Source organism: Leisingera sp. NJS201 (genome assembly GCF_004535885.1).
Lineage (GTDB): Bacteria > Pseudomonadota > Alphaproteobacteria > Rhodobacterales > Rhodobacteraceae > Leisingera.
Genome location: NZ_CP038234.1, coordinates 638,186 through 661,663, shown reverse-complemented (window position 1 = coordinate 661,663; position 23,478 = coordinate 638,186). Strand labels below are relative to the sequence as shown.

Genomic DNA, 23,478 nt, shown 5'->3' with positions numbered 1-23,478 from the left:
TAATCTGGTTCCTCTGTGTCCGCTCCGGCTGCTGCGATAGGGGGTGTTTCCCAGCGACTAAAAAGCGGCTGTCAAAGTTGCCGTGTGAGAATCCTCCATTGAAAAAATGGAATTGCGCACGAATTCGGGCACTTCCAGGTCGTCACTATTGTAGGCCCCGCATCTCTCTAGAATTTCCCGTAAGTTCGGTGATTTGCCCAAATACTCCCATACCACGCGGGTGCCATAGAGCATATGCCCGCCTTCCGGTTCGATCCCCTGGAGAAGCCCGGGAAGAAACGAGGGCTCCTCATAATCCGAAGCAATCAGGGCAGTGGTCCACATGCCGTTTCCTTGCCCCTGCTCGCGGCTGGTTATGAAGATCCGGTTGTGCGCTTCAAACACCAGGCCAGAGTGTTTGAGTGTCGAGGGAATGGCGAATTCGTCATTCTCATAGCGCTCCAGCTCCTTTGAGAACCAGTCCTTCCCGCTGCCAAAAATCTGCCCGATACTCTTCAGGAGATTGTGCTTGGACGGGTCTGGGCTCATGTAGATATGGTAATATCCCTCATGGCGCTCCAGCAGGCCGGCATTGCGGCGGTCGCGGCGGATGACCTTTTCCATCTGCTCCGAAAGCGGATCATCCGACCGGGCCAGAACCGGCGGCCGCAGCCGGACCAGTTTGGCAAAGGCCTTCTTATCCTGCAGGATCTCGGCCTCATCCACTCCGAAAAAATCGCAGACCCGGCGCAGCGTGGCCAGCGACGGGGCAGTCTGACCGGTGAGGTATTTGTTGAATTGCTGCCGGTTGATGCCGATTCGGCGGCAAACCTCCGAGACGGAACGCCCATAGCTGCACAGCATCCTGAGATTGGCGGAGAGATTAGTTTCAGGCATGCGTTTACGCTACTTTATGCATTATAGCTGCGTCCAGCCTAATTTTTGGGGTCTAACGGTGCGTGCTTTGCAGGTCGCGCGCCCTCTAGACTGTTGGAAAAGATGCCAACAGATGGAGTGGAAGATGACCAGAATTCCGACAAAGCCGGCCCGGCAGGTTTCGATATGCTCAAGCGTGGCTGCTGCCATCTGGACCGCTGCAGTAGGTGCAGGTTCTGCTGACACCCTCCGCATCGCGGTTGCTGCCGATCCGGGCTATCTGGATCCGGCCTACTGGGGATCCAGCTCCGAACAGCTGCTGATCGACAATCTGTATCCGCGGCTGGCGAAATACGCGGCCGGGGACAGCTGGAAGGCGGAACTGGACGCGGCGCAATCCGTCGATCTCTCAGACCCGCAGCACATCTCGTTTGAGCTGAAGCCCGGCATCATGTGGTCCGGCGGCTATGGCGAGCTGACTGCAGAGGACGTGGAATACTCCTTTGAACGCCATCTGGACCCGGATCTGGAGTCTGGCGTTTCCGCTGAGTTTTCCCTGCTGAAAGATGTTGAAGTCACCGGAAAATACACCGGCATCATTCATCTGAGCGCGCCGTCGCCTGCGTTCTGGAGCGCGACGCTGTCCTACACTTCGGGTGCGATCATCTCCAAGGCGGCAGCCGAGGCCTCGGAGGGATATTTCGAGGCCACCCCGGTCGCAACTGCGGGCCCTTACAGGTTCAAGTCGCATGAGCCGGGCCAGCCCTTCATGCTGGAGAAAGACCCGGACTGGAGCGGCGCGGCGGCAGAGTTCGAGGAAGTGGCCATCATCGCCATTGCCGATGACAACGCTGCCCGGGTGGCCTTTGACGCGGGCGAGATAGACTACACCTATGCCGCTTCGGCGCTGGAGTATGACAATTGGTCCAAGAGTTCCGGCAACACCGAACTGCGGTCTTCGCTTGATCCGCTGTGGATGGGCATTTCCGAAACTTATGAGGGGCTGTCGGATATCCGCGTGCGCCAGGCCATCCAGAAGGCCGTGGATGTGCCCACCATTCTGGCAGCGATCTCAAACGGGCGGGCGGATCACGCCACCGGTATCGTGGCGCCGGGGCTGCTGGGCTACCGCGATGCCGCGCCAAAGCAGCGGGATCTCGAGGGCGCCCGGGCGCTGATTGCCGAGGCGGGGGCCGAAGGAACCGTGCTGCGGCTGGATTTCGTCAATACCGCCAACCGCGCCACCATTGCCCAGATCGTCCAGGCCAACCTGGCCGAGATCGGGCTGATTGTTGAGCTGAACGGCCAGGACGAAGGCACCTTCTGGAGCGTTGACGAAGCCCGCGCGGCGGATCTGCAGCTGCATGTAAAATCCTGGACCGGCAATCCCGACGGCATCTACACGATGCAATATTTCACCTCCGATCAGGTCGGCGTCTGGAACTGGGAAGGTTTGAGCAACCCGGACTATGACGCCTTGGTCGAAAGGGCGCGCCGCAGCACCGATGACGCAGAGCGCGGCCGACTTTACACACAGATGCAGGAGATGATGGAGAAATCCGGCAACTTCCTGTTCCTGACCAATGAACCCCTGACCATCCTGTGGAACGACAAGATCGTGCCGGCCACTTTGCCGGACGGCCGTCCAGTCTTTGCCGGCTTCAAGAAGACCGCAAACTGACCTCCCTCCTACCGGGCGGCGGCCTGCAGCCCCGCCCGGATTTTTCTTCTGAGGAAACACCGAAATGCTTGGCTATATTCTCCGCCGCACCTGTCTAGGGGTGACTGTGCTGATCCTGGCAGTCTCGACGCTGTTTGTGCTGGTGCAACTGGCCCCCGGCGATCCGGCCAGCGCGATGCTGGGGCCACGGGCAACACCTGCCATCAAAGCCGAGTTTGCCGAGCGGCTGGGGCTGGATCAGCCGATGCCGGTGCAGATCGTGAAATATCTGGGGGCAGTGGCCCAGGGCGATCTGGGCACCGATCTGCGCAGCCGCCGCCCTGTCAGCGAAGTGCTGATGGCGCATCTTCCGCATACTGTGCAGCTGATCACGGCAGCGATGCTGCTGGCGGCAGGCCTGGGTATTCCGCTGGGCTGCCTGGCGGCGGTGCGCCGCAACGGGCTGTTCGACCGGCTGATCGGGGTGCTGTCGGTCAGCGTCATCGCGGTGCCTTCGGTGATCATCGCAATCTACGGCATGCTGCTGTTCTCCGCCCGGCTGGGCTGGCTGCCGGCCATCGGTGCCGGCGAGGGCAGCTTCGGCTCCACACTGCATCATCTGATCATGCCCGCGGTGGCTGTCGGCATCGGCTGGGTCGGCTATCTGGCGCGGCTGGTGCGGGCCTCGATGATCGAGGTGCTGTCGGCAAACTACATCCGCAACGCCCGCTCCTTTGGCCTGACCGAGCCGCGCATTATCTACCGCTATGCGCTGCGGGTGGCGGTGGCGCCGACGATCACCGTGCTGGGGGTCGGGGTCGGCTACATGCTCGGCAGCGCGGTCTTTGCCGAAATCGTCTTTGCCCGGCCGGGCATCGGCAAGCTGATGTATGACGCGGTGATCTTGCGCAACTACCCGGTGACGCTGGGGGCGGTGCTGGCTTCCAGCGCGCTGCTGATCGCGGCAACCACCGCCGCCGACATCCTCAACGCCATCATCGATCCCCGCTTCAAGGAGGGCCAGGAGCAATGACTGCGGCTGATATTCAACCCGCCCGCAGGCCCGTGCGGCCCAGCGGGTTCACAAATCTGCTCCATGACCCGATGGGTATGTTCGGGCTGCTGCTTGCGCTGCTGCTGATCCTGTCGGCTCTGCTGGCCCCCTGGATCGCGCCCTACGGCCCCAATGCCATGGACATCCCGTCCAAGCTGCAAGGGCCAAGCGCCGCCCATTGGCTGGGCACCGACCAGCTGGGCCGCGATGTGCTGTCCCGCGCCCTTTACGGCGGCCGGATCGCGCTGAGCGTGGCGCTGATATCCACTGCGCTGTCGGTTATTCTGGGCGGTATCCTTGGCATGATGGCGGCGATGGGGCCGCGCTGGCTGGATTATGTGCTGACGCTGGGGTTCGACACCGTGCGCGCCTATCCGGTGATCATCCTGGCGCTGGCCATCGGCCCGATCTTCGGCGGCGGCATGGTGGTGCTGGTGGGGCTGCTGGTGGCGACCTCAGTGCCTTATTACGGACGGATCATGCGGGCGTCGGTGATGGCGCAGGCCAATGCGGAATATGTCGAGGCGCTGCGCGCGATGGGGGCCGGGCGGGTGCGTATTGTGGCGCGCCACATCCTGCCCAATGTTATCGGCCCGGTGCTGATCGTCGCATCGATGGACATCCCCGCCTTCATTGCCGCCGAAGCCGGCCTCAGCTTTCTCGGCGTGGGCGTCAAGCCCCCTGCTTCCAGCTGGGGCCTGATGCTGCAGGACGGGTTCGACTTTGTCGGCCACACCCCCTGGCTGGTGGTGGCGGGCGGCATCCCGCTGGTGCTGGCGACCCTTGGCTTCACTTTCCTTGGCGAAGCGCTCCGCGATGCCTTTGACCCGAAACTTGGCGGAAAGGGCTGAGCCATGACGAATACGCTTCTGAAAGTTGTCGATCTCGCCGTGCGGTTCGGTCCCATTCAGGCGGTGAAATGGGTGTCCTTCACACTGCAGAAGGGCCGCACCCTGGGCATTGTCGGGGAAAGCGGTTCTGGCAAATCGACACTGCTCTGGGCGCTGACACGGCTGCTGCCGGATGCTGCCACTCTGAACTCGGGCGAGGTCTGGTTTGACGGTGACGACCTGCTGCGCCAGCCGCCCGCCCGGATGCGGGCGCTGCGCGGTTCCCGGATCTCCTACATCTCCCAGGATCCGATGACATCACTGGCGCCGGGGCTGACCATCGGCCAGCAGATGACAGACCTTCTCTACCGCGAGCCCTGGCCCAAGCGCGAGAAGTGGCAGCGCGCCATCGATGCGCTGGACTGGGTCAGCCTGCCGGACCCGGCGGCGCGGATGAACATGTACCCGCACGAACTGTCCGGCGGTCAGCGCCAGCGGGTCTCCATCGCGATGGCGCTGATGCTGGGGCCTGACCTGGTACTGGCAGATGAGCCCACCACCGCGCTGGATCCGACGCTGGAAGTGGAGATCCTTGAGCTGCTGAGGAGATTGCAACAGGAGACTGGATGTGCCGTCGTGTTTGTGACCCATCACCTCGGCGTCGTTGCGTCGCTTTGTGATGATGTCCTGGTCATGAAATCCGGCGAAATCCGCGAGGCAGGGCCCGTGCAATCGGTGTTCACTGAACCGCAGGACGACTACACCAAAGCGCTGCTGCGCTGCGATCCGGCGCAGATTGATACCCCGACCAGGCGGTTGCCGACCATGAACGAGGCGCTGAAACAGCCTGTCGGTATCGTGCAAGGCCGGGCGGGGCGGATTGAAACGGACGCAGAACCGGTGCTGAACGTGCGGAACCTGTCGGTTTCATTCACCCGGGCCGGTATTCTGCCGCCGACCCTGGGTGGCTGGCGCGAAATCATCCAAGCGGTTCAGGATGTCAGCTTTGACATCCGCCGGGGCGAGACGCTGGCGCTGATCGGGGAGAGCGGATCGGGCAAGACAACGGTTGCACGCAGCATCATGGGACTGGTCCGCCCGGGCGCCGGAAGCATAACCCTCAATGGAACTGAGTTGACTGCGGCGGATGCCGCCGGCTGGAACCAAGCGCGCGAGCAGGTTGCGATGATGTTCCAGGACCCGGCCGGTTCGCTGTCGCCGCGGGTCACCATCGCCGAGCAGGTGGTCGAACCTCTTGCCGTCCACGGGCGCAGATCCGAAGCAACCCGCGCGCGGGCAATCGATCTGCTGACCCAAGCCGGGCTGGATGCGTCGTTTGCCGACAGGTATCCGCATGAAATGTCCGGCGGGCAGGCCCGCCGCGCCGGCGTTGCGCGCGCTCTGGCGCTGTCGCCGTCCCTGATCGTAGCGGATGAACCGACTGCGGGGCTGGATGTCTCTGTCCAGGGAGAGGTCGTCAACCTGCTGAATGCTCTGCAGGAGCAGATGGGCCTGTCGATCCTGCTGATCACCCACAACATGAGCGTCGTCCGCCACGCTGCCGACCGTATGATTGTCATGCTGAAAGGCGAACTGGTTGAAACCGGCCCCACGGCGCAGCTCTTTGCCGGCGCACGTCACGAATACACCCGCAGGCTGATTGCCGCGTCTTTTCACGCCTTGCCGGACCAACAGTCACCAAACCAAGAGAGAAAACTCCATGCCGTTGAATGACACCCTTGCCATGTCCGATCTTGATCTGTGCTACCTGCCCGCGACGGAGCAGATTGCGCTGTTCAAATCCGGAGAGCTGTCCCCGGTGGATGTGCTGAAAGCCCAGTTTGCACGTGCCGAAGCAGTCGAACCGGTGATCAACGCCTTCACCGACATCTACTGCGAGGCGGCAATGGATGCCGCCCGGGCGGCCGAAGAGGTTTATATGAACCGCCCCGGCGACGCCCGCCCTCTCGAAGGTGTCACGGTTGCCATCAAGGACGAAATGGATGTCAAAGGCCAGCGCAACACCCAGGGTTCGCTGATCTACAAGGATCATATTGCTGACGAAACCCACCCCGTGGCACAGCGGTTGCGCGATGCGGGTGCGATTTTCCATGCCCGTTCGGCCACGCCTGAATTCTGCAGTGCCTGGACCACCGAAACCCGCCTGCACGGGGTGACCCGCAATCCCTGGAACCCGGAATATACCCCTCGGGATCGTCAGGCGGCGCCGGTGCGGCGCTGGCTGCGGGCACTACCACGCTGGCGACCGGATCGGATATTGGCGGCTCAATCCGGGGCCCGGCGGCGATGTGCGGGGTTGTCGGTTTTAAACCGCCCTACGGAAGGGTGCCGGATGCAGCCCCCTTCAATCTGGATCCCTATTGCCATGTCGGTGCCATGGCACGTACGGTCAATGACTGCGCAATGATGCAGAATGTGATTTCCGGCCACCATCCGCAGGACATCGCAACGGTGCGGCAGAAGATGACCATTCCGATGGAATACGGCAGCCTCAGCGGCAAACGCATTGGCTATAGCCTGGACATCAGCAATGAGGTCGTCACGAAAGACGTTGCCAATCAGACCTTCAAGGTGCTGGACGCGCTGTCGGATGCCGGCGCCATTGTGGAAGAGGTCAAGCTCGGCTGGGGCCATGAGGTGCGGGAGGGGTGTAAGAACTACCTCAACCATCTGATGGGGGCCGCCCTGACCCGCGAGGTCGAGGCGCACCCCGATCAGGTCTGCGACTACACAAAGTACTTTGCCGGCTGCGCGGCGGAAACCACGGCGGAGGAATTTCTGGCTGCATTTGACACCGCCGCGGACATCTACAGCCGATTCGGGCCGATGATGGAGAACGGCTACTACGCCTTCATCTGCCCGTCCTTTGCCAGCTACGAGATGCTGGCGGAGCAAAAACCCTGGGACCGCATCACAATCGGAGACCGGGACTTCGACAGCGAATACGACCTGAACACGCTGGCTGTGTTCAACATGCTGTCGCGCCTGCCGGCCTTGGCCGTGCCCGCCGGGATTGGTGAAAACGGTCGGCCGATCGGGGTGCAGATCGTGGCGCGGGCCTTTGACGACCCCAGGGCGTTTCATGTGGCCTCGGTCCTGCAAGAGAAGATGCCTTGGCTGGATCAGGCATCCCGGCGGCCAGCGCTGTAGCAGAACGCCGCGAGGCACACTTCTTCAATACTCAAACTGAAGCCTCGGGAGAAAACACCTCTCCCGGTCCCGATACTTTTGCAAGATCAGAGGCAGCAATGACCGACCTGGTAATCCTGAACGGCAAAGTTCTGACATTCGACGGCCCCGATGCTGAGGCCTTGGCGATCAAGGGCGGCCTCATCACCGCAGTGGGGACCAATGCCGAAATCCGGGCCATGGCCGGAACGGCCCGCGTGTTCGATGCCCAGGGCAACACGGTCCTGCCGGGGTTCATCGACAGCCATGTTCACCTGTTCCAAGGTGCAGCGGAACTGGAATATCTGGATCTGACCGGTATCGCCGGACTGGACGCCTTGACGCAAGCTATCCGTGCCTATTCGGCACAGCGTCCGGATGACGTTCTGCTGTATGCATATGCAGCCAGCTACCACGCGATGGGGAACCGCTCACTGACCCGCCACGACCTGGACGCAGTCCTGCCGGACCGCCCCTTTGCCTGCATGGCGCCGGATTGCCATACCGCCTGGGCCAACACCAGGGCACTTGAATTGGCTGGGCTTCTGCACGGCAGAACCGTAGAGGCAGGCTCCGAAATCGTCCTGGGCAGCGATGGCACCGCAACCGGAGAGCTGCGTGAGGCCGGCGCGCTGGCGCCATTGATGAAGTTCACACCGCTGGGCGGGCGCGATCAGGAAGGCTCGATGACCGGCGCCGATCCGGTTCCCGCACCAACACCCGCGCAACGCGCAATCGATAAGGCAGTGCTGGAAAAAGGGCTGCTGCACTGCGCGTCGCACGGTATCACCGGGCTGCACAATATGGATGGCAACCTTTACCAGCTGGAGTTGCTTTCGGAACTGGAGGGGGAAGGCAAACTGCTGTGCCGGGCCGAAGTGCCGCTGCACCTCAAACACACCGACCCGCTGGAGCGGCTGGAGGAGGCCGGGTTCATGCGCCGGACCTACGCCAGCAGCCATCTCTGGTCCGCCAGGGTCAAGATGTTCATCGACGGTGTGATTGAAAACAGGACCGCCTTCATGCTGCAGCCCTATCCAGGCACTGACGACCGGGGCGCGCCACTGTTTTCCGATGAGCATTTCAAGGAAGCCTGCATCCGCGCCGATGCCATGGGGCTGCAGATTTCCGTTCACGCCTGCGGCGACGCGGGTGTCCGGCGAACACTGGATGCGTTTGAGGCCGCCCGGCGTACCAATGGCGCCCGCGACAGCAGGCACAGGATAGAACATATCGAAACCATCAGCCCCGAAGACATCCCGCGCTTCGCAGAGCTTGGCGTCACCGCCTCCATGCAGCCTTTGCACGCGCCGCATACCAGCCCGGAGGCAATCCCTGAGCTCGCCCCCTTGTTGCACGGTCACCAGATCCCACTGGCTTTCCCGTCACGGACACTCCGTGATAGCGGCGCCAAGGTCATTTTCTCAACCGATTGGCCCGTGGTTCCGGTGGATGTGATGCCCACGATCCAGGGCGCGGTGGACTGCCAGGCGCTGCCGGACGCCTGGCAGGATCAATGCCACAGTCTGCGTGATGCGCTGGCAGCCTATACTTGCGACGGGGCATGGGCCGAATTCAACGAACACCGCAAGGGCAGGCTGCGTGCGGGCATGATGGCAGATGTGGCTGTCATGGACCGCGACCTTGAGGCGCAGCAGGCAGGCCAGCTCAGTTTGGCAAGGGTGGCACTGACAATCTGCGGCGGTCAGATTACCTTCGAAGCCTGACGTTTGCCGTTCTTTGGGACGAATCCAACTCTGCATGCTCCTGACACAGTATTGGGACAAAACGCGTGCTTCAATTCATCCATTCCGAGGGCTCCTGCTACGCGCAGCCACATCATCTTGCGAAACGAATTTCAATGGCGGCAGTTGGCTACTCACAGACAAGATTTCATCTAATCATCCATGAATGTGCAACCACCTTAGATGATTAAGCATGAGGTCACGCTGCCAACAGCTTCGAGACTGCAGCGAAAGTCCGCCAAGGAGGGCTGCACAACGGTGCCCCGGGAAACCGGTGTGAGAACGTAAAGGTCCGAGCTTTCCGTGGCGAACGTCAGTATTGCGAGCTTCGCGCTAGTTCAAGCAAGACGCAGTAATCGGAAATAATGGGCTGACTTGAATTAGTCTTGATGTGATCTGACACCGCCCCCTTCTCAGCAAGCTGAAATGGGGACGGCGCATCTCTTGAAGGAGATGATGGTTGCTCGTTTTGATGGTGGTGGGCTTTGTTGCACAAATCCGTAGGGGATTCACCTTATGAAACCAGCGTGATAGCTGGCGAACATGAGCAGTTGGTCCCCTACGAAGTACACGACCAGGAACTTGCCTTCGTACAACACAGCGCTAAAGCAGCGCGGTTCGCTATCTATCTGGTTTGATCCTGAGATGCCTTGGCATGCACCTCCGACCGGCAAGCGTGGTCGTCAGCCTGAGTTCAGCGACGCCTCGATCCAAGTTTGTTTGACGATTAAGGTGCTGTTCGGGATGCCACTTCGTCAGATCGAGCCATGGGAACGCCACTGGTCCGAGAGACCATGGCGAGGCGGCTTCGTTGAAAGCCTGCTACATCTGGCAGGGCTCGACTGGAAGGTCCCGGATTTCAGCACTCTTTGCCGTCGCCAAGAGAAGTTGCAAGTCGCCATCCCCTACCGTGGCGGAAAGGGGCCGCTGCATCTGCTGATTGATGCGACAGGGATTAAGGCCGAAGGTGAGGGCGAGTGGAACGCTCGCAAGCATGGCGGTAGCAAAAAGCGCCTTTGGCACAAGCTACACCTCGGGATGGATGAGGAAACACTGGAAATCCGGGCGGTCGGTGTAACGACAAGCAACGTCGGCGACGCACCCATTCTACCTGACTTGCTGGAACAAATCCCGCCCGGCCAGGGGATGCCAGCGTCACCGCTGACGGGGCTTGTGACACTCGCAAGTGCCACAATGTGATTGCCGCTCGGGGAGCCGCAGCCGCTCGCCATTGTGCTCGAACCAATGGCGCATCAATGGCTCGCTCCCGCCGCGCAGGAATGCCCAGCTTTGGAAGCCAGCCACGGCGGGAGCTATCGCGCGAAACGAAGCCGTGAGAGCCTGCAAGTATCTTGGACGGGCACTCTGGCGAAAGTTGACCGGCTATCACCGCCGCAGCCGCGCAGTGACAAAGATGCACTGCGTCAAACTACTCGGCCAGGGCCTCATGGCGAGGGACTTTGAACGGCAGGCAGCCGAGCTCCAAATCCGGATTGCGGTGCTCAACCGCTACACCGCTCTTGGCTTACCCGTCACTGTGACCGTAGGATAAGTTCATCTGGGGAAAGGGAAAATACGCTCACGCTCCGATTTGTGCAACAGAGCCGGGGGCAGGTCACAAACCAGATTATCAGATGAGCCATAGGCGGTGTCCGCTGCGACCCAATCAGGCTTCAGGCCAAAGCGCTCTGCCGTCCGGTCGGTCATCTTGCGCATGGCACCCACCTCTGCCTGCCGGATCGAGCGGCTGGCATCCACGGCGACTCACTGGCCACCGACAAGCCCTTCCGACACGCATCTTTCAACAGTCGTCTCAAAAACATGACGCAGCAGATCACTGTCGCGGAAGCGGCCGTGCCGGTTCTTGGGGAATGCCGAGTAATCCGGGATGCGGTCAGTCAGATCAAGGCGGCAAAACCAGCGACAGGCCAGGTTCAGATGCACCTCTTCGCAAAGCCGCCGTTCGGATCGGATGCCAAAGCAGTAGCCAACCACAAGCATGCGGATCATTGGTTCAGGATCGGCCGATGGTCGGCCCGTGCGGCTGTAGAAACCCGCCAGATGACCCCGGATGCCGCTCAGATCGAGATGCCGGTCAATCGATCGCAGCAGATGATCTTACGGGACATGCTCCTCCAGAGAGAACTCGTAAAAGAGTTCGGCCTGCGCCTCCTGCCTCGGTCCCGTCATCGCCAACCCTCCCGCTCAATGCGGATATTGAATCAGCCACTTAATCGCCGATCAAGTAGGAGTTTTTCAACGACATCAGCCCATGGCATATTGACCCGGATGAGGCCTGTGAAAGCAAAATAGAACCCATGAGAATGGCAGCCTGATGTGAAACCCTGATCCACCTTAAACGGGCTGCAAACAGGTCAAAAAAGCGCGACCACCTCTGTTCAGTAGCGGCCGGAATAACAGCATCAACCGGTCTTGCCTGAACAAGCAGAATGGCATTCGCTTCGTGCCCCTGGCAAGAGTTGGTGCCGCAAGCTCCTTGACCGGGGAATCGAGAGTCTATATCGGGTCAACACCACACATCAAAAGCGTATTAGCAAGATTACAGCCACCTGAACGAAGGTGCAGAGTCCAGTAAAACGTTAAATTTTCTACTGCTGAAGACAGCTGAACGAAACTTTAACAACGGGCGATGCCCGCCTTTGGACATATAACCGGCTATGCGTCTTGCCTTTGCCTGCCTTATGGTTTCCTTGTTTGCTGTTGCTGCTGCGGCACAAAGCTTCCCTGTGAGGCTTGAAACCCGTTTCGGGGACGCAACCGTCCCGGCAAAACCCCGCCGCATCGTTTCGATCAGCTTTATCGGCCATGACTTCCTGCTGGCGCTTGGTGAAACCCCGGCCGCCTTGCGGAATTGGTATGGCAACGATCCTTCCGGCGTCTGGCCCTGGGCACTGGAGGTAATGGGAGAGAGCCGCCCGGCGGTCTTACGGGGCGGCATAGATATCGAGGCGGTTGCCGCGCTTGAACCCGATCTGATCGCCGCCCAGTGGTCTGGCATCACAGAACGGGAATATGCCCTTTTGTCCCGCATTGCCCCCACCCTTGCACCACCGGCCGGGTTTGGTGATTACGGTACCCCCTGGCAACTGATGCTGCGGCGGCTCGGCGCTGCCACTGGCACAACGGACCGGGCGGAGGCGGTAATCGCACGCATCGGCAAGCGTTTCGAGGAACTGCGTGCAAGCCATCCCGATTGGCAAGGCGCCAGCGCTGCCATGGTCTGGGCCGGGCAGACCGGAGCATTCACCAGCCGCGATATCCGCGGCCGCTTCCTGGAAGATCTCGGCTTTCAAGTGCCCGCTGAAATCAACACTGCCGCAGGCGTCAACAGTTTTCACGCGCTGATCCCGGCCGAGGCCCCCGCACCTATCGACGCGGATGTGCTGATCTGGCTCGACTACGGCGGTTCTGCACCGGAGATTGCCCGGATGCCGCTGCGCCCGACCCTGCGCGCCTACAGGGAGGGCAGGGAAATCCACGCCGATCCGCTACTGGCCGCTGCCCTCTCCCACTCCAGCCCGCTCAGCCTGGATTACGCGCTCGACCGCCTGGTACCTTTGCTGGAGGCAGCAGCGGACGGGACCCCTGCGACACCGGTTCCCGGAATGGCTGAGGCCGGGCTTCTGCCTGGGGGATCTTGAGATGCCTGACACCGCACTTGCCCTGGCAGCTCCTCGCCGCCGCGCCGCCCTCTCCAGCCGTGCGCTTTGGCTGACTGGATCGCTTGTGGCATTGGTACTGCTAGCCGCAGTATCGCTGCGGCTGGGCCTGCGCCCTGTCAGCTGGGCCGAGGTCTGGCAGGCTATGATCGCTTATGACCCGGCCAGCGCCGAACAGATCGTCATCCGGCAGATGCGGCTGCCGCGGCTGTTCGGCGCTGTCCTGACAGGAGCCGCGCTGGGAATTTCCGGAGCGCTGATCCAGGGATTGACCCGCAACCCTCTGGCCGACCCGGGCCTTCTCGGCATCAACGGCGGCGCCGCGCTGGCGGTGACCGGATGCATCCTGCTGCTGGGCATCACCGATCCTGCGGGTTTTGTTTGGGCCGCCCTTGGCGGCGCGCTGGCGGCAGCCCTGTTGGTGGCCGTGCTCAGCGGCGGTGCTCTGGCCAGCCCGCTGAGGCTGCTGCTGGCCGGCGCCGCCATCAGCTCTCTGTTCCTTGCTCTTACCCGGGCGCTGCTGCTGGCCAGCCAGCAGGCGCTGGATGTTTACCGTTTCTGGGTACTCGGCGGATTTGAGGGAGTCCAAATACAGACAATCGCAGCGCTCGCTCCCTTTTTCGTTTTGGGCACGCTGGCGGCGTTGGCGGCGGCGTCAGGCCTCGACGCCTTGCTGCTGGGCGAAGACAGCGCCCGTGGCCTGGGCGTGCGCACCGGCGCGGCGCGGCTGCTGGCCGGCGCCGCAATCGTTTTGCTAAGCGGCAGTGCCGTCGCCCTGGCAGGCCCGATTGCTTTTGCGGGTCTTATCGTGCCGCATCTGGCCCGCTGGACCGCTGGGCCAGGCCTGCGCTGGGGCCTTGCCCTGTCTGCCCCTTTGGTGCCATTCTTCTGCTTGGAGCCGATCTGGCCGGTCGTCTGCCGTTCTTTGGCGGCAGCCTGCAGGCTGGGGTGATGACCGCGCTGCTGGGCGGGCCCGCATTGATCTGGATGGTACGCCGGAACGGAGCCCGAAGCCTGTGAACTGGACCTTTCGTATCGCCTCCCTCTCGCTGCAGATCCCGCGTCAGGCCCTTCTGGCAGGTGCTCTGCTGCTGGCCATGCTGCTGGCGCTGGCCGCATTTGCAGCACAGCTTGGCAGCTACCCTCTTGGCCTCACCCGCAGCTTACAGATGCTTGCAGGTCAGGGCAGCGCCATGGAACAACTGGTTCTGCTTGATCTCCGTCTGCCGCGCATCTTGTCAGCTCTCGGCGCCGGAGCCGCATTTGGCCTCTCCGGGGCTATCTTCCAAGCGATGCTGCGCAACCCGCTCGCCTCGCCCGATGTGATCGGCTTCAACGCCGGCGCCAGCTGCGGTGCCCTGGCGGCGCTGATCCTCACTGGCGGCCTGGTGCTGCCCGGCGCAATCGCCGGGGCGCTGCTGACCGCCGCCGCCGTCACCCTGCTGGCGTGGAAGGGCGGGTTGTCCCCGCCCGGCTGATCCTCACCGGCATCGGTGCCGGTCTCGCGCTCAGTGCCACCGCCGACCTGCTGCTCAGCCGCCTTGACATCCAAAGCGCCGTCAGCATGGCGCATTGGCTCACCGGCTCGCTGAACGCACGCAACTGGGACGACGCGGTCCAGGTCTGGGCCGGGCTGGCCCTGCTGGCGCCCCTGGCGCTCTGGCTGCAGTTCCCGCTCGCCCGGCTGACCCTGGGCGAGGAGACCGCCGCCGGGCTGGGCCTGAACCTGCCTGCGCTGCGGCTGGCGCTCACCGTGACCGGCACCCTGCTGGCGGCACTGGCGGTCAGCACCGCCGGGCCGCTGCCCTTTGTGGCCTTTGCCGCGGGCCCCCTCGCCCGCGCGCTTAGACCCGGCGGGCACCCTGCCCTGCCAGGCGCGGCTCTTGCAGGCGCGCTGATCACCCTGCTTGCCGACACCGCTTCCCGTGCTCTGCCCGGGATCCAGCTGCCCGCCGGCGTTTTTACCGCCCTTGCCGGCGCACCGCTGCTGATCTGGATGCTGCTGCGCCACTTCCGCAAAGGACCGTTCTGATGCTCAAAGCCTCCAACGCCCCAAACGCCCGCCTGCGTGCAGAGAACCTGTCGACTGCCTATGCCGGGACACAAGTGCTCACTGACCTGAACGCAGAAATCCCCGATGGCAGCATTACGGTCATCGCCGGCCCCAATGCCTGCGGCAAATCCACCCTGCTGCGTGCCCTGGCACGGCTGCAGCCTGCCGCCGCGGGCCAGGTCGTGCTGGACGGCAAGGCAATCCACCGTCAGCCCAGCCGCTCTGTCGCGCAAAGGCTGGCGATCCTGCCGCAATCCCCCGCAGCCCCCGAAGGGCTGACCGTCCGCGACCTTGCCGCCCGCGGCCGCACTCCGCATCAGTCCCCGTTGCGGCAATGGTCCCGCCAGGATGCCGCCGCCATTGATCAAGCGCTGGAGCGCACCGGCATGGCCCCCCTTGCCTCAAGGCCGCTTGAGGCGCTTTCCGGCGGCCAGCGCCAGCGCGCCTGGATTGCCATGGCGCTAGCCCAAGACACCGGTATTCTGCTGCTGGACGAACCCACCACCTACCTTGATCTGCCGCATCAGATCGAGCTTTTGAAACTGGTGCAGGCACTCAACCGCGAGACCGGGCGCACCATCGCGATGGTGCTGCACGACATCAACCTCGCGGCGCGCTTTGCCACCCATATGATCACTCTCAAATCCGGCCGCGTTCATTGCCAGGGCACTCCGGCCGAAGTGGTCACCGAGACCGTCATGCAGGAGGTGTTCGGTCTCCCCTGCCGGATCATCCCCGATCCGCTGCATGGCACCCCCCACGTGATCCCGGAATGAGGCCCGCACCGATGAACAGCCTTCCCAGCTTCCCCCTGCGGGCCGAGGCCAATCTGCCTGCCCTGCCCTTTGCCGCCGCCCGGCCGGCACTGCGCGGCATGGCGCAAGAGCATGAATTGCCGGTCGTCGACGATACTGAAGCCAGCCTCACGATCGAAGTCCCCGCTTTTGGCCGCTACCGCTTTACCGCGGAGGGGACAGGCACCGCGATCCGGGTATCAGCTGCGCTGCCGGACCGGCTCCACATGCTGAAAGAGGGCTTTGCTGAACACCTCGAACACCTGCAGCCTGGCGCGGCGGCTTCACTCCGTTGGCCGGATAATGGCGTAGCAAGCACACGGCCTCCGGATGTGCAATTCACCACCTTGCTCTCCGTCATTCCGCTGGGCCGCAGTTTTCTGCGCATCCGCTTGCAGGCGCAGAATCTGTCCGGCTTTGGCGATGATGCCATCCACTTTCGCCTGCTGCTGCCGCCCGCGGGCTGCACCGATCCTGAGTACCCGAAGCTCGATGCCGGTGGCCGGACAGTTTGGCCCAAAGGCGCCAAGACGCTGCACCGGCCGGTCTATACCGCCCGCAACGTCTGCACCCAAAGCGGTCTGCTGGAATTCGACCTGTTCCTGCATGCCGGCGGCCGGGCCTCTGCCTGGGCGCAAAACGCTGGAGCGGGTGATAAGCTGGCTATCGCAGGCCCCGGCGGCGGCGGCATTCCGGATACGGAAGAGATCCTGCTTTACGCTGATGAGACCGCCATTCCCGCAGCAGCCCGCATTCTCGAAACCCTGCCGCCCGGTACTTGCGGCAGCGCCACGCTGCTTGCGGATGGCGGCGCCGCCTGCGGGTATCCGGTCACCGCCCCGCCCGGCATTTCCTTGCGCTGGCTGGACCGGCGGGCCGGAGACAGCCTCGGCCGCTGTGCCCGGGCGGGCTTCCCGCAGCCCCCGGCGCCTTCCTCTGGTTCGCCGGCGAAAAATCCGAGGCGCAACCCTTGCGCGCCGCCGCCCGGACCGCCGGCGTGCCGCCTGGCCAAAGCTATATCGCAGCCTATTGGAGCCTGCCGTAACCCAACGTCTTGCCGCCGCAACGCCGCGGCGAGGCTCTGGTCTGCAGGGCGCTCCATCTCTCTGCCTGCGGACCTGGCGGAAAATGAAGAGCCGGAAAAACCGCTCCAAATCAAGAGTTACGGCGGTGCCACCGTTGACTCTTCACCCGTTAAATGTATGGTGCCGCCACCCAGGAACGTCCCAGGCAACATTTGCAATTTGCCAACCAATAGGGCCGGTTTCCTGCTGCAGCGCAGCCTGGCCGAAAAACCTGGGACTACAGTGATGACAACCCTACCCTCCCCGGCCGCTACCGGTCGGCCCGCTTTGCGAGCGCTGCTTTGCGGCACCGCGCTTAGCGCCTCTGCGTTCGCCGCCCAACCCGCTACAGCACAGGAAGAGGACGTGCTGGAGCTCGCGCCGATCATCGTGCGTGACAAGCTGCAATATGCCGGCGCCGTCGACAGCTACCTCGCGCCCGCCTCCGAGACCGGCGTCAAATCAGGCGTGCCGCTGGCCGAGGTGCCGCAGTCGATTTCCGTCGTAACCTCTACTGAGCTGGAACGGCGCCAGCCCGCCCAGGTCGAGGACGCAATCAAGTTCACTCCCGGCATCAACCCCTCCACCTGGGGCACTGATGACCGGTTCGACCAGTTCTCGATCCGCGGCTTCGACATGGGCACCAGTGCGCTTTACCGCGACGGGCTGCCGAACAAGGCGCACAATTTCGCCAGTTTCAAGATCGACCCCTACATGCTGGACCGGGTCGAGGTGCTGCGCGGCCCGGCGGGTGTTCTTTATGGCTCCAACGACGCAGGCGGCCTGGTCAACCTGGTCACCAAGCGTCCCACATTTGAAAACGAAGGCTCTGCCTATGCCGGCTATGGCAGCTTTGGCGCCGCCGAGGCCGGCGTGGACGTGTCCCGGGTGCTGAATGCCGAGGGCACGCTGGCTGGGCGGCTGACGGTGCTGCTGCGCGACGGCGAAACTGAACTGGACAATTCCCACAACGACCGGAATCTGGTTGCGGGCAGCCTGACCTGGGCGCCCAGCGATGACACCAGCCTGACGGTGCTGTTGCATCTGCAGCAGGACGAACGGACCCCGCTGCAATGGGTGCCGCAAGCGGGTGTAGAGTATGACGCGGCCCTCGGCAGCCTGCCCGAGAACTTCTATACGCGGCAGTCGGACTTCAATTCCTATGAGAGCGACAGCGGCTCCATCGGCTGGGAATTCTCGCACCGCTTCGGCGACGGCTTCACTTTCAATCAGAAGACCCGCTATGCCCGCGACAAGATCGACTACCAGCACCTGTACCTCGCCTCGACCGACTTTGCGACCGGCAACATGGGCTATACTGTACAGGCCAACACCGAAGAGGCCTATAACCTGGGCTTCGACAACTACCTGGAATGGAAACGCGGCGGTAACAGCCTGATCGTCGGCGCCGACTACCAGCGCCGCAAAACCGAATACCGCCAGCACCTGGCCTATGGCGCTTATTCCGTCAGCTTCGCCAATCCGGTGTTCGATTTCGACGTCGCCTACCCGCCGCTGTCGGCACATAACCGGGAAGAGTATACTGAAAAAGGGATCTACCTGCAGAACCACCACAAGTTCGGCAACGGCCTGGCTGTCACCGCTGGCCTGCGCCGCGGCTGGTTCGAAAATGAAATTGACGATCTGCTGAATTCCACCGCCCAGTCGCAGAAGAACGCGGCAACCACCGGCATGCTGGGTCTGACCTACGAGATGGCCAACGGCATGACCCCCTACGTCAGCTATACCGAGGGCTTCGTCCAGAACTTCGGTAAAACCATCGCCGGCGCGCCTCTGGACCCCTCCGAAAGCAAACAGTGGGAAGCCGGTTTGCGCTATCTGCCGGAACACGGCAGCTATATGCTCAGCGCCGCCATCTTTGACCTGCGCAAGACCAACGTGAAGGACTACGACCGCAACGACCCGACCTGGAGCAGCTTTACTCAGGAAGGCGAAATCCGCTCCCGCGGGTTTGAGCTGGAGGCCCGGGGCCGGATCACGGATAATCTGCAAGGTGTGTTCGGCTATACTTACCTGGACACCGAGATCACCAAATCTCTGGTTGCAGGCCTCACCGGAAACGACAACGCCATGGCGCCGCCGCATCAGCTGTCGCTGTGGCTGGACTATGATGCCGCGGCCCTGCTGCCGGGTCTCAGCATCGGCGGCGGCATCCGCTACAATGACGATGCCTTCGCCACCCAAAGCAACGCACGGGTGACACCCTCCTACACGCTTGCCGATCTGGCCCTGCGCTATGAATGGAAGGAAATGGAGGTAAACCTGCGGGTCTCCAACCTGTTCGACAAGGGCTACGACAGCGTCTGCTACGACGGCTACGGCTGCTCCCGCGGTGAAGGCCGCACCGTGTCCTTCACTATCGGCAGATCTTTCTGATCAAACAAAAAACAGCGGCACGGGGATAACCCGTGCCGCCTTTGTCCGGCCGGCAGCCGGGGCTTTTTCAGCCCCGGCTGCTGCCATTACACGGCTGCAAAAGCCCGCTCCAGCGCCGCCTTGAAGCGGCCATGGAACAGTTGGTCGCCAATGATGTGCAGATGGTTGGTGCCTGGCACCACTTCCGCCGGTTCGGCGCGCGGGGATACCTGCCGCCAGTCCACCAGGTTCAGACCCCGGCTCAGCGTGTCCCCTGCACTAAAGGAGGCCACCGGCACATCCAGCTGTGCCATCTGGTACTGGCGAAACACCAGCGCGTTGTCGATCAGCACCCAGAATGTATGCTCGCGGCTGGAAACCTCGGGGCCGTCAAAGGGCAGCGGCTCTGCCTCGTTGCCGATGAATCGCAGGAACTGGTCATAGCAGAGCGCATCCATCGCCCCGATCAGGGCGTCCCACTGTGACCGCATCCTGGTCTTGCCCAGCCACGCCTGCAGCTCCGCTTCCAGCTTCGCCCGCTCGTCCAGAGCAAAGCGCGGCACCGCGCCAGGGGCAAAATCGCGGCCCAGATCGCAGACATCCACCATGCCGATCATCCGCAGATCCACCTCGCCCTGCAGCTGCCGCGCCGCCTCCCAGGCCAGAAGACCGCCCCAGCTCCAGCCCAGAAATGCGCAGGGCCGCCCGGCGCTTTCCCGGCGGATATGTTCGACATAAGGCGCCACCACATCCTGCACTGACACGTTCAAATGCTTCTCTTCATTGAGCGAATGGCACAGGAAGCCGGTCACTGGCTGATCCTCTCCCAGAAATGCCGTCAGCCGCAGGTATTCACGGGTCGACACCAGCAGCCCGGGGAAACAATACAGCATCGGCCTTGAGCCGGTACTGCGCAGCGCAATCGCCTGCCGCCCGGTGGCATCCCCAGCCACAAGCCGCCGTGTCAGGGCCCGGACCGTCGGCGCATCAAACAAGTCCGCAATGGTCAGCGCAATGCCCGGCCAGGCTTTGCGCATGCGGGCCAGCACCTTCAACGCGGTCAGGGACCTGCCGCCCATGTCAAAGAAGTCATCGGTCACGCCCATTTCCGGATTGCCGATCTCTTCCCGCCAAACCGCCAGCACCGCGGCTTCGGCCTCCCCGGCTGGTGCGGCACCTTCGCCGGCCCGCCGCCGCACCCCCGGCAGCGGCAGTGCCGCCCGGTCAACCTTGGCATTGGGATTGGTCGGCATCCGCTCCAGCACAACAATGGCCGAGGGCACCATATGCCGGGGCAGCTGCGCCTCCAGCGCCCGCATCAGTTGCTCCTCCCGCACTTCCCGCGGCGCCACAGCATAGCCGACCAACCGCTTTTCGCCGCCATCCTCGCGCAGAAGAACCAGCGCTTCGGAGACCCCCGGCTGCTGCAATAGCACCGCCTCAATCTCGCCCGGCTCGATCCGGTAGCCATTGAGCTTTATCTGGTGATCCACCCGGCCGAGGAACTCGATGGTGCCGTCCTCGCGCCAGCGCCCTAGATCGCCGGACCGGTACATCCGCGCACCATCCCGCCCGTCCAATTCCGGTGCAAAAGGATCGGGGATGAACCGGTCCGCGGTGGTGCCGGGCCGGTTCACATAGCCGCGCGCAACCCCCTCGCCGCCCAGGTGGATCTCTCCCACCACCCCGACGGGGCACGGCATCAGCTGCGCATCCAGCACATAGGCGCGGCGGTTGCCCACTGCCCGGCCCAAGGGCGCATAAGCGCCTTCGAAACGGGTGCCTGCCCGCACCTTCCAGACCATCGGCGTCATGATGGTTTCGGTCGGCCCGTAGCCGTTGATCAGCAGGGGCGCCCGCAGCTCCCGCGACAGCAGGTCAAAGGTCGCTTGCGCCAGCCCCTCGCCGCCAAAGGAATAGAGCCGCATATCCGGCGCTTCGCCGGTCTCCTCCGCCCATTCCGCCAGCTGCTGCAGGTAGGTCGTCGGGATAGAGGCATTATTGCAGCCGTATTTACGCATCGCCGCAAAGCTCTGCTCCGGCGTCCACAGCACCCCGTCCGGGATCACCGCCGACCCGCCCATCATCAGAGGATTCATCCAGCGCTCATGCCCGCCATCCGAGGAGAACGGCAGGAACGGCAGCTCGCGGCTTTCGCTGCTCATCTCATAAACACGCGCCGTATCCTGCAGATGATCGCTGAGCGGACCATGTTCCACTGCAACGCCTTTCGGCTTACCGGTGGAGCCGGAAGTATACATGATATAGGCCATCTGGTCCCGGTGGATAGGGACATCCGGGTCCACCTCCGGCTGACCTGCCCCGGGATCATCGTCCAGGCACAGGATCCGGGCCTTGAGCCCCTCGGGCAGCTTGCCCAGGTGGCAGCGGCGGGTGATCACCGCCTGCACACCTGCGTCGCTCAGAATGTGGTGATTGCGGCTTTCCGGATGATCCGGCTCCACTGGGATATAGGCGCCGCCTGCCTTCAGCGCCGCCAGGATCGCCATCACCGCCTCGTTGCCGCGTTCGACCATGACGGCCACCGGCACTTCGGCGCCAACCCCCAGCGCCCGCAACCGGTGCGCCAGCCGGTTGGCCCTGCGGTTCAGGGTGCCGTGGCTCCAGGCCTCGCCACCGCAGATCAGCGCCGTTTTGTCCGGCGTCTGGCAGGCGTGGCCGGCGATGATCTCATGCACCATGCGGGGATCGTTGACCACGCTGTCCTCATATGGCGCCGACAGCGTGTCCAGTTCCTCGCGGCTCAGCAAGGCAATCCGCCCTGCCGCTTGCTCCGGGTCCGCCAGCCCGGCATTCAGCACCCGCTCCAGATGCGCCAGAAAACGCCCGATCAAGGCAGGCTCGAACAAGTCCCGCGCATAGCTGGCCCGCAGGATCACCCTGCCATCACCGCTCAGACGCACCAGCAGCATCAACTCCCCCTGCGCCGCAGGTTCCGGCAAAGCGCAGAACGCCAGCCCGTCCGGCAGCGGCACATCCCTGCGCACATGCAGGGTGACGGCTCCCAAAGGATGCCGGTCCGCGCCCTCGCGGCGCAGCATGTCCTGCACCAGGAGTTCCGAAGGCACTGCTCGCGCCCTGCCCAGCTCCAATTCCGTTTGCACCTGTGCCAGCACTGCCCCTGCAGTGCTGCCCGGATCAATTCGCAGCCGCAGCGGCAGGATGTCTTCACTGCGCCGCCCAGCCTGCGCCTGCACGGAACCGGTTGCAAAGCGCAGATCCCCCTGCCCGCTGCAGCGCGACAGCACAATACCAAGTACCGCAGCGAACCGGGCTTCCGCTCCGGTGCTTTCACTGTGCAGGGTTTCCGCCAGCGCCGGCTGCAGCACATGTTCTGCACGGCCCCGTGCGACGCCTTCGCTGCCGCCGTGCCGGTGCGGTAAGCGGGCAACCGCACAGGCCGTATCCTCCAGCATCTCCCGCCAGCCAGGCAGCTGATCCCGGCCCGTTTCAGCTGCAGCCCCAACCGCTGAAACAGCAACATCCGCCTCTCCCGTCAACGCCCGGGCAAAGCCCAGAGCCACAGCGTTCAGCACCCCTGCATCGCCAAAGGCAGGGTGCAAAGCCACGCCGAACAGATGGTCCCTGTCATCCGTTGCGACACAAGCAAAGGCCCCCGCACCGCCGTCCAGATCAAAACGCATCCCGGCCAGCGCGGCCTCCAACCCCTCTGCCGGGCGTTCCGCCAGTCCAATCCGGTTCCTCTCCTGTTCAGAGCGGCGCATCTCGCCGCCCGCCTGGCGGTGAAGGCGGGCACAAAAAACCGGATGCGCTTCCAGGACGGCTTCCGCGGCCTGACGGACCTCTGCGATTTGCCAGCGCGCATCCGCCCTGAGCAGCAGCACCTGCATCCCGTAGGGCGCCAGCTGCCCCACTTGATCATGGGCGCAAACCTGTTTTTCCCCCGGTGTCAGCTCCATCACCGCATCTTCAAGCGCCAGCGTGCCGCTCATGCCATCGCCTCCTGCAGTGCTTCGGGACGCGGGTCGGCCCAGCGCACCTCAATCTCCGCGAGGCAGGCGCTGCGGTCCGCTGGCGTGCTTTTGGCCTGCCACCCCGCAGGAACCGGCAGGTTTGCAGGCCAGACGGACCAGCGGCCTTCACTGTTGCTGACGCAGATCCATTGATCGGGTCCAGGTTGGGTCATCTTCGGGTCT

Annotated in this window: 11 protein-coding genes and 5 pseudogenes; 12 read left to right on the top strand and 4 right to left on the bottom strand. The window is 63.2% G+C overall.

The window, feature by feature from the left end:
- Window positions 1–57: 57 nt before the first annotated feature.
- Window positions 58–876, bottom strand: coding sequence for a helix-turn-helix transcriptional regulator (locus ETW23_RS03225; protein WP_134829103.1), 819 nt, complete (start codon window positions 874–876; stop codon window positions 58–60).
- A gap of 124 nt (window positions 877–1,000) precedes the next feature.
- Between ETW23_RS03225 and ETW23_RS03220 the strand changes: the two genes are divergently transcribed.
- The 7 genes and pseudogenes from ETW23_RS03220 to ETW23_RS03185 all read left to right on the top strand — a co-directional run bounded on the left by ETW23_RS03220 (window position 1,001) and on the right by ETW23_RS03185 (window position 10,885).
- A complete protein-coding gene (locus ETW23_RS03220; RefSeq protein WP_167738064.1) occupies window positions 1,001–2,536 on the top strand; it encodes an ABC transporter substrate-binding protein in 1,536 nt (511 codons plus the stop codon).
- 64 nt (window positions 2,537–2,600) lie between these two features.
- Window positions 2,601–3,548: an ABC transporter permease gene (locus ETW23_RS03215; protein WP_134829101.1), complete on the top strand. Its 948-nt coding sequence runs from the start codon at window positions 2,601–2,603 to the stop codon at window positions 3,546–3,548.
- A 77-nt stretch (window positions 3,549–3,625) separates the two neighbouring features.
- Complete coding sequence (locus ETW23_RS03210; protein WP_247676951.1) at window positions 3,626–4,420, top strand: ABC transporter permease; 795 nt, start codon at window positions 3,626–3,628, stop codon at window positions 4,418–4,420.
- A 3-nt stretch (window positions 4,421–4,423) separates the two neighbouring features.
- Window positions 4,424–6,133: an ABC transporter ATP-binding protein gene (locus ETW23_RS03205; protein ID WP_134829099.1), complete on the top strand. Its 1,710-nt coding sequence runs from the start codon at window positions 4,424–4,426 to the stop codon at window positions 6,131–6,133.
- Window positions 6,120–7,570: pseudogene (locus ETW23_RS26680) on the top strand (amidase). Before ETW23_RS03205 ends, ETW23_RS26680 begins: the two are co-directional and overlap by 14 nt.
- A 98-nt stretch (window positions 7,571–7,668) precedes the next feature.
- The gene (locus ETW23_RS03190; protein ID WP_134829096.1) at window positions 7,669–9,315 is read left to right on the top strand and encodes an amidohydrolase; all 1,647 of its coding nucleotides are present in this window, start codon (window positions 7,669–7,671) and stop codon (window positions 9,313–9,315) included.
- Window positions 9,316–9,876: 561 nt separating this feature from the next.
- Window positions 9,877–10,885 (top strand): annotated as a pseudogene (locus ETW23_RS03185) (IS5 family transposase).
- A gap of 71 nt (window positions 10,886–10,956) precedes the next feature.
- On the opposite strand, the pseudogene ETW23_RS03180 reads toward ETW23_RS03185, so the two are convergent.
- Window positions 10,957–11,523: pseudogene (locus ETW23_RS03180) on the bottom strand (transposase); the annotation flags it as partial.
- Window positions 11,524–12,080: 557 nt separating this feature from the next.
- On the opposite strand from ETW23_RS03180, the gene ETW23_RS03175 reads away from it, so the two are divergent.
- The 5 genes and pseudogenes from ETW23_RS03175 (at window position 12,081) to ETW23_RS25630 (ending at window position 19,321) form a co-directional block, all read left to right on the top strand.
- Entirely contained in the window at window positions 12,081–12,995 is a 915-nt protein-coding gene (locus ETW23_RS03175) for an ABC transporter substrate-binding protein (RefSeq protein WP_254695130.1), read from the top strand.
- A gap of 1 nt (window position 12,996) precedes the next feature.
- Window positions 12,997–14,033 (top strand): annotated as a pseudogene (locus tag ETW23_RS03170) (FecCD family ABC transporter permease).
- Between the two features lie 77 nt (window positions 14,034–14,110).
- Window positions 14,111–15,045 (top strand): annotated as a pseudogene (locus ETW23_RS26675) (FecCD family ABC transporter permease).
- Complete coding sequence (locus ETW23_RS03160; protein WP_134829094.1) at window positions 15,045–15,842, top strand: ABC transporter ATP-binding protein; 798 nt, start codon at window positions 15,045–15,047, stop codon at window positions 15,840–15,842. Before ETW23_RS26675 ends, ETW23_RS03160 begins: the two are co-directional and overlap by 1 nt.
- 11 nt (window positions 15,843–15,853) lie before the next feature.
- Window positions 15,854–19,321 carry a TonB-dependent siderophore receptor gene (locus ETW23_RS25630; RefSeq protein WP_254695126.1) on the top strand — a complete coding sequence of 1,156 codons (3,468 nt, stop codon included), beginning with the start codon at window positions 15,854–15,856 and terminating at the stop codon, window positions 19,319–19,321.
- 86 nt (window positions 19,322–19,407) lie between these two features.
- Here ETW23_RS25630 and ETW23_RS03145 read toward each other — a convergent pair whose 3' ends face one another.
- Together ETW23_RS03145 and ETW23_RS03140 are read right to left on the bottom strand one after the other, a co-directional pair.
- Entirely contained in the window at window positions 19,408–23,274 is a 3,867-nt protein-coding gene (locus ETW23_RS03145; RefSeq protein WP_134829092.1) for a non-ribosomal peptide synthetase, read from the bottom strand.
- The gene (locus ETW23_RS03140; RefSeq protein WP_134829091.1) at window positions 23,271–23,468 is read right to left on the bottom strand and encodes an MbtH family NRPS accessory protein; all 198 of its coding nucleotides are present in this window, start codon (window positions 23,466–23,468) and stop codon (window positions 23,271–23,273) included. The genes ETW23_RS03145 and ETW23_RS03140 overlap by 4 nt, the downstream gene beginning before the upstream one ends.
- Window positions 23,469–23,478 lie beyond the last annotated feature (10 nt).

Coding starts and splice junctions, on each gene's coding strand:
- ETW23_RS03145 (WP_134829092.1), bottom strand. CDS start 23,274: ATGAGCGGCACGCTGGCGCTTGAAGATGCGGTGATGGAGCTGACACCG.
- ETW23_RS03225 (WP_134829103.1), bottom strand. CDS start 876: ATGCCTGAAACTAATCTCTCCGCCAATCTCAGGATGCTGTGCAGCTAT.
- ETW23_RS03140 (WP_134829091.1), bottom strand. CDS start 23,468: ATGACCCAACCTGGACCCGATCAATGGATCTGCGTCAGCAACAGTGAA.
- ETW23_RS25630 (WP_254695126.1), top strand. CDS start 15,854: ATGAACAGCCTTCCCAGCTTCCCCCTGCGGGCCGAGGCCAATCTGCCT.
- ETW23_RS03215 (WP_134829101.1), top strand. CDS start 2,601: ATGCTTGGCTATATTCTCCGCCGCACCTGTCTAGGGGTGACTGTGCTG.
- ETW23_RS03190 (WP_134829096.1), top strand. CDS start 7,669: ATGACCGACCTGGTAATCCTGAACGGCAAAGTTCTGACATTCGACGGC.
- ETW23_RS03220 (WP_167738064.1), top strand. CDS start 1,001: ATGACCAGAATTCCGACAAAGCCGGCCCGGCAGGTTTCGATATGCTCA.
- ETW23_RS03160 (WP_134829094.1), top strand. CDS start 15,045: ATGCTCAAAGCCTCCAACGCCCCAAACGCCCGCCTGCGTGCAGAGAAC.
- ETW23_RS03210 (WP_247676951.1), top strand. CDS start 3,626: ATGTTCGGGCTGCTGCTTGCGCTGCTGCTGATCCTGTCGGCTCTGCTG.
- ETW23_RS03205 (WP_134829099.1), top strand. CDS start 4,424: ATGACGAATACGCTTCTGAAAGTTGTCGATCTCGCCGTGCGGTTCGGT.